The sequence below is a fragment of the Salipiger sp. HF18 genome (assembly GCF_011806505.1).
In the GTDB taxonomy this organism is placed as follows: domain Bacteria; phylum Pseudomonadota; class Alphaproteobacteria; order Rhodobacterales; family Rhodobacteraceae; genus Salipiger; species Salipiger thiooxidans.
Genome location: NZ_JAATOS010000332.1, coordinates 1 through 4,466 on the forward strand (window position 1 = coordinate 1; position 4,466 = coordinate 4,466).

Sequence of the window (4,466 nt, forward strand, 5' to 3'; positions counted from 1 at the left end):
CTTCGGGCTTTTCTTGGCCAGCTGGGTGAAACAAGACGCGGTCGCGAGGTGAGGCCGGAACCGATCCGAATGGTTCAGAAAGCCAAATCATCGGCCTCGAGCCAAATACTGCAGCAAAGAAGGAGATTAGCTTGCTTCTAATGCATTCTACTCTGACGATCCCGCCGCTCGGTAGATCCTTCAGAGGTATTGATTGGCCATTCACCCGCAATTCGAGCAAGTCGCCCGATAGGACCTTTCCACCATAAAGCTCAAGCTTATCGAAGCTTTCAAGCTGCGAAATCGCACGTGTTGCAGCGTCGTAGTCTCGTACGGGGATCGCACTGAAGAAGCCATCGGCAGCGATCTGACTGGCTTCCTGTTCAAGGCAAAGCTCAAGCACAGACATGAGGAACCGCTCGCCGAAGCCTGATGCCTTCTGATGGCTCAAAAACCTTTCAAGCTCGTGATGCATGACAATTTCGTCGCGGCGAGCCACCGCTGATGGAATGCTCACATTCCGGTTCCACAATATCACCCGGGATATCCGAGCCTTCGGGACGCGGATGTTCTTTGCCTCCAGAAATGCGCACAAGCTCTCAAGCTTCTTCTGGTTTTTATCAAGCGGATCGTCGTGAATTACCTCTTTGCCATTCCGCCGCTCCTGAATCCAAGACGAACCCAAAATCCGCACCGAACCAGACCAGTTCTTGATTTCTATTGCACTGATCTGCTTTTGTGACAAAACAATTAGATCAACTTCGTATCTGCCTCGCCTCGGCGAGCGAGAATTTGCAGGGACACGCTTGGAGTGAAATATGCTTGCCGACTTCCAGCTAAGGTGACTCGAGACCATCGAACGTAAGGCCAGCTCCGCGTCTCTGCCTGCGACGACTTCATCCAGCTCCGGCTCTGGCTTTGTCGAAACGATGTCACGCCAAATTTCGAGTCGAGATTTGCTGTCTATGCGCTGATTTGAGGCCGAACCTTTCGGCGTAGCGTTGAAGTTGTGGAGCAGATCGGGTGAGGGATCAACCTTGCCAGACTTTTTGTCCGCAATCCGACGTTCATTAGCCCAAGCCGCAATTCCGGCAGAAAGAAACGCAAAAAGCACCTGCGAGCCACCTGGCCACCCATCAAAAAGAGTCACCGCGAGGACCAGGCAGAAGAAAAAGACGGCAACGTATACAATGGTGATACGCAAACATTTTATAATCACCTTCATTGCGCCCCCTCTACGTCGCGCCCACGCGATCAGATGTCGAAGTAGTAGCAACCGGGCGGACCGGACACAAAGGCTTTATCAGCGTGCCACAAGTTCGCCTCGATCAACGCCTGCAGGGTTTCGCTGGCAGTCGGGTGTGTCCAATTCTGGCACGGCAGCTTCGTCCGCTCTGCCGACCTTCACCCTCCGATAATGCTGCAATGTGGACGAATGGCCGGTCTGGTGGAGCCGCACCGCAGCGGCCAGCTCGGGTGTTAAAGTCAGCTCTGGGCCGCGTGCGGCGGGGAGCGAGCTATGTGCTGCTGCCCACCGCAAGCCCCACGAGCGCCTCGCCTGTCGTGGTAACAGAGTTCTCACGACCGAACAGGTCGAAGCGCACCTTGACCCCACCAGCGGCGTCGATCTCGACCACCTCGCATGGCAACCCTTCGAACGGTCCCGCCCGGAACAAGGCCCGCTCTCCCGCCCGCACACGCCGTGCCGCTGCAGCCCGCCGCTTCTGCTCCTGTCGCTCGTCCTCTTGCCGCAGACCCCGCGCACGCATCTCGTGGAGCGCGGCCAGGCGCTTGGGCCCGAGCACACCCCACTGACCATCCGACCGGCAAAGCGCCCCGGTGAGAAATGGCGAGGTCAGCACGCGGTGCGGGATCGGGATGCCGTCGAACCGCGCGAAGACGTATCCAGGCAGGTACCGGCGCTCGTATTCTCGCAGCCTCCCCCGCACCCGGGTCCGACGCGAGGTGACGGGATGAAAGGCATAGACGCCGCGCGCCGAAAGCCAGCTTTCCGCGTGTCGCTCCTGTTGCGGCCGGCAGAGCAGCGCGTACCAGGCGCTCTCGCCTCGGTCGAAGATGGCAACCGAACTGCCCTCGACCGGGACCGCATCGCCAACGCGGAGACCGAGGTAGGGACGGACCGCCTCGCCCGATGTCCACTTCACGTTCGAACCGAGCACGCTCATGCCACCCCCTCCGGCAGCAGCGCCATGGCGCGCGCCTCGTCCCGCCGATGCCACGCCAGCCACTGCAGATCGTCGTCGCTCGCCACGCCGCGGCGCTCCCGGTCCGCGCGGACGCGGTAGTCGCTGTCGAGCTCGCGCGCCTTCTCGCGGACCATGCGCTTTTCGCCATCCTTGAGCGGCGGACGCTTGAACTTCTCCCAAAACCGGAGCTCGGCCAGCAGGCGGTTCTCACGATGGGCCTCGGCGCCGGCAGCGCTCCGGAACCAGCGGGTCAGCGCCGGAACCTCCTCGAGCGGGCGCGGCTGCGCCGCCTCGGCCAGCGGCATGATCGTCGCCATGCGCGGCCAGCCCCGCCGGTCCTTGCCCTCGCCGCGATACCTGAGCGCAGCGCGGAGATCCTCGAGCTTCTCGTCGTGCATGTGGCTCAGCTCGTCGGCGAGATCCCTCAGAAACTTCGCGTGGCGCTCGGCCGACACGCCGCCGGGCTTGCGAAAGCCGTGCTCGGTCAGCGGGTCGATCAGCAGGCGGCGCACCCGGTCCCGCTTGGTCTCGGTCTTCGAGGTCTTCTCGTCGGTCATCGTCCGTCCCTTTCTCAGCAAAGGCCCGACCGTTCACGCTCTTGCGGCGTGAGAAGGTTCGCGGCGAGGATGTGGTCCAGGATCCACGGCCTGAGGTCCGAGAGGGCATCGGCATGCCCGTCCCGGAAGCGCTCGACGGCGCGCTCGGCATCGCGGATCACCATGGGGTTTTCGGAAGGCTTCGGCGCGGTCGCGCGCGCCCCATGGTTTTTACATGGTTCTGCCTTTATATAGGCGGGTCCGGATTTGACCCCTTTTTGGGTCTGATCTGACCCCTTTTGAGAGCCGTATAAGGGTTCAGATCGTGACCCTTTTAGTGGGCCTGATTTGAACCCTTTTAGGGCAACGACACGTCCCCGCGTCAGGAAGCCGTACCCGCTCGCCCGGCCCCGCCCGCGCCCCGTGATCCGGGTCATCCATCCGGCCTCGACAAGCTCCGAGATCGCCCGCTTGATCGTCGAGCGGGAGCGCCCGGTCAACGCCTCCAGGGCCGGGATCGACGGGTCGCACTGGACGGTATGCTTGTTCGCGAAGTCGAGCACGAAGACGTGCGCAAGCATCTGCGCCTGCGCACTGAGATCCGGGTCGCGCCGAACGCTTTCGAGCCAGCCGAAGCGCTGGTGTTGCCACTCGTCGGGCCCGATCAACCTGGTGCCCTCCGGAGCGGCGAACTCGTATTCTCTCGCAGCATGCGCCACGACACACCTCTCGACAGGTTCGGCGCACGACCTCTTCGGGCCGCGACGCGGGTGATGCGACCACGCGTGGCCGCCTTCGTTCATGCCGCGGGGGCACGGTTCGGCGCCCCCGTCTTCTGCTCAGCCCCGCTCACGCGATGCGTGACAAGGTGTCTCTAGCCGCCCATGGTCGAGCCTCTCGCACGGGCGGCCCAGTAGCGCGCCAGCGCCCGCCCGAGCCGGTCCCGCCGATGATCGAAGAGCGGCACGTCGCCGTCCCGCACAGCGTCGACCAGGTCGCATGCGGCCTCCGCAGCCTCGCTCATCCGAAGATATCTCGTCAGGCAGGCTCACGCTGCATCCTCATCCTGGATGCCCATGAGCCCCTTGAGCTTGGTCATGGTGGCGCCTGCCATGTCGTGCACATCGGCCAGCTCGGCATAGGCCTTCACCATCGTCTGCGGATCGTCGGGGTTGGCCTCGAACTCCGCGAGCGCCGTGATGCCCTCGGTCGCTTCGCGCAGCATGTCGAGGTGACAGGCCAATTCGGACTTCGCCGGTCGACCGGAGACCTCGCGGCTGCGCATGTTCAGGAAGGGGTGCCGCCCCGTCGCGTTCTCCAGCGCGGTGACCCAAGCATAGGGTACCTCGGAGTGACCGTTCTGAACCTTCGAGATCGTGCCACGCGACACCGTGTGACCCACGACCGCTTCGATGGCAGCTGCGGCCGCATCGACACCGCCGACGGCCTTCACCAGCTCTCCGAACATATGCGCTCGCAGCAAGATGCTCATGGGAAACCCCTTTTCCTTGGAGGTGACGTGGCGCTGCCCCATGCTCACGGCATGGGACAGTGTGTGTTTTCAGGCAGCCGACTTGACGGGACAACGGGCCCGCGCGAGCTCTTCGAAGGAGAGTTCAATCCCGCGGGCTCTCGCGCTTTCCACCAGCCGAACGTCGTATTCGGCAGGGATAGTGCCCCCGCGCGTGGTGTAGGAGCGTGGACCTTCGGAGAGGTCCGAGTCTGATCAGGATGCCACGGCGGG

6 protein-coding genes are annotated in these 4,466 nt (G+C 62.9%); all 6 read right to left on the minus strand.

Annotation, left to right across the window (positions count from 1 at the left end; translation table 11 throughout):
• The coding region (locus HC022_RS19775; protein WP_167453566.1) for a nuclease-related domain-containing protein at nt 1-1,204 on the minus strand (1,204 nt) is incomplete at its 3' end.
• A 292-nt stretch (nt 1,205-1,496) separates the two neighbouring features.
• Nucleotides 1,497-2,165 (minus strand): transcription termination/antitermination NusG family protein, encoded by a 669-nt coding sequence (locus HC022_RS19780; RefSeq protein ID WP_167453567.1) that lies wholly within the window; start codon nt 2,163-2,165, stop codon nt 1,497-1,499.
• The gene (locus tag HC022_RS19785) at nt 2,162-2,743 is read right to left on the minus strand and encodes a hypothetical protein (RefSeq protein WP_167453568.1); all 582 of its coding nucleotides are present in this window, start codon (nt 2,741-2,743) and stop codon (nt 2,162-2,164) included. Before HC022_RS19785 ends, HC022_RS19780 begins: the two co-directional genes overlap by 4 nt.
• A 14-nt stretch (nt 2,744-2,757) precedes the next feature.
• Nucleotides 2,758-3,390: a helix-turn-helix domain-containing protein gene (locus tag HC022_RS19790; protein WP_131821977.1), complete on the minus strand. Its 633-nt coding sequence runs from the start codon at nt 3,388-3,390 to the stop codon at nt 2,758-2,760.
• A gap of 206 nt (nt 3,391-3,596) precedes the next feature.
• Complete coding sequence (locus HC022_RS19795) at nt 3,597-3,746, minus strand: hypothetical protein (protein WP_167453569.1); 150 nt, start codon at nt 3,744-3,746, stop codon at nt 3,597-3,599.
• A gap of 24 nt (nt 3,747-3,770) precedes the next feature.
• Entirely contained in the window at nt 3,771-4,214 is a 444-nt protein-coding gene (locus HC022_RS19800; RefSeq protein ID WP_167453570.1) for a hypothetical protein, read from the minus strand.
• Nucleotides 4,215-4,466: the final 252 nt, after the last annotated feature.

What these genes read in the sequence shown, in the direction of transcription:
- HC022_RS19800 (WP_167453570.1), bottom strand. Translation starts at nt 4,214, where the DNA reads ATGAGCATCTTGCTGCGAGCGCATATGTTCGGAGAGCTGGTGAAGGCC.
- HC022_RS19780 (WP_167453567.1), bottom strand. Translation starts at nt 2,165, where the DNA reads ATGAGCGTGCTCGGTTCGAACGTGAAGTGGACATCGGGCGAGGCGGTC.
- HC022_RS19785 (WP_167453568.1), bottom strand. Translation starts at nt 2,743, where the DNA reads ATGACCGACGAGAAGACCTCGAAGACCGAGACCAAGCGGGACCGGGTG.
- HC022_RS19795 (WP_167453569.1), bottom strand. Translation starts at nt 3,746, where the DNA reads ATGAGCGAGGCTGCGGAGGCCGCATGCGACCTGGTCGACGCTGTGCGG.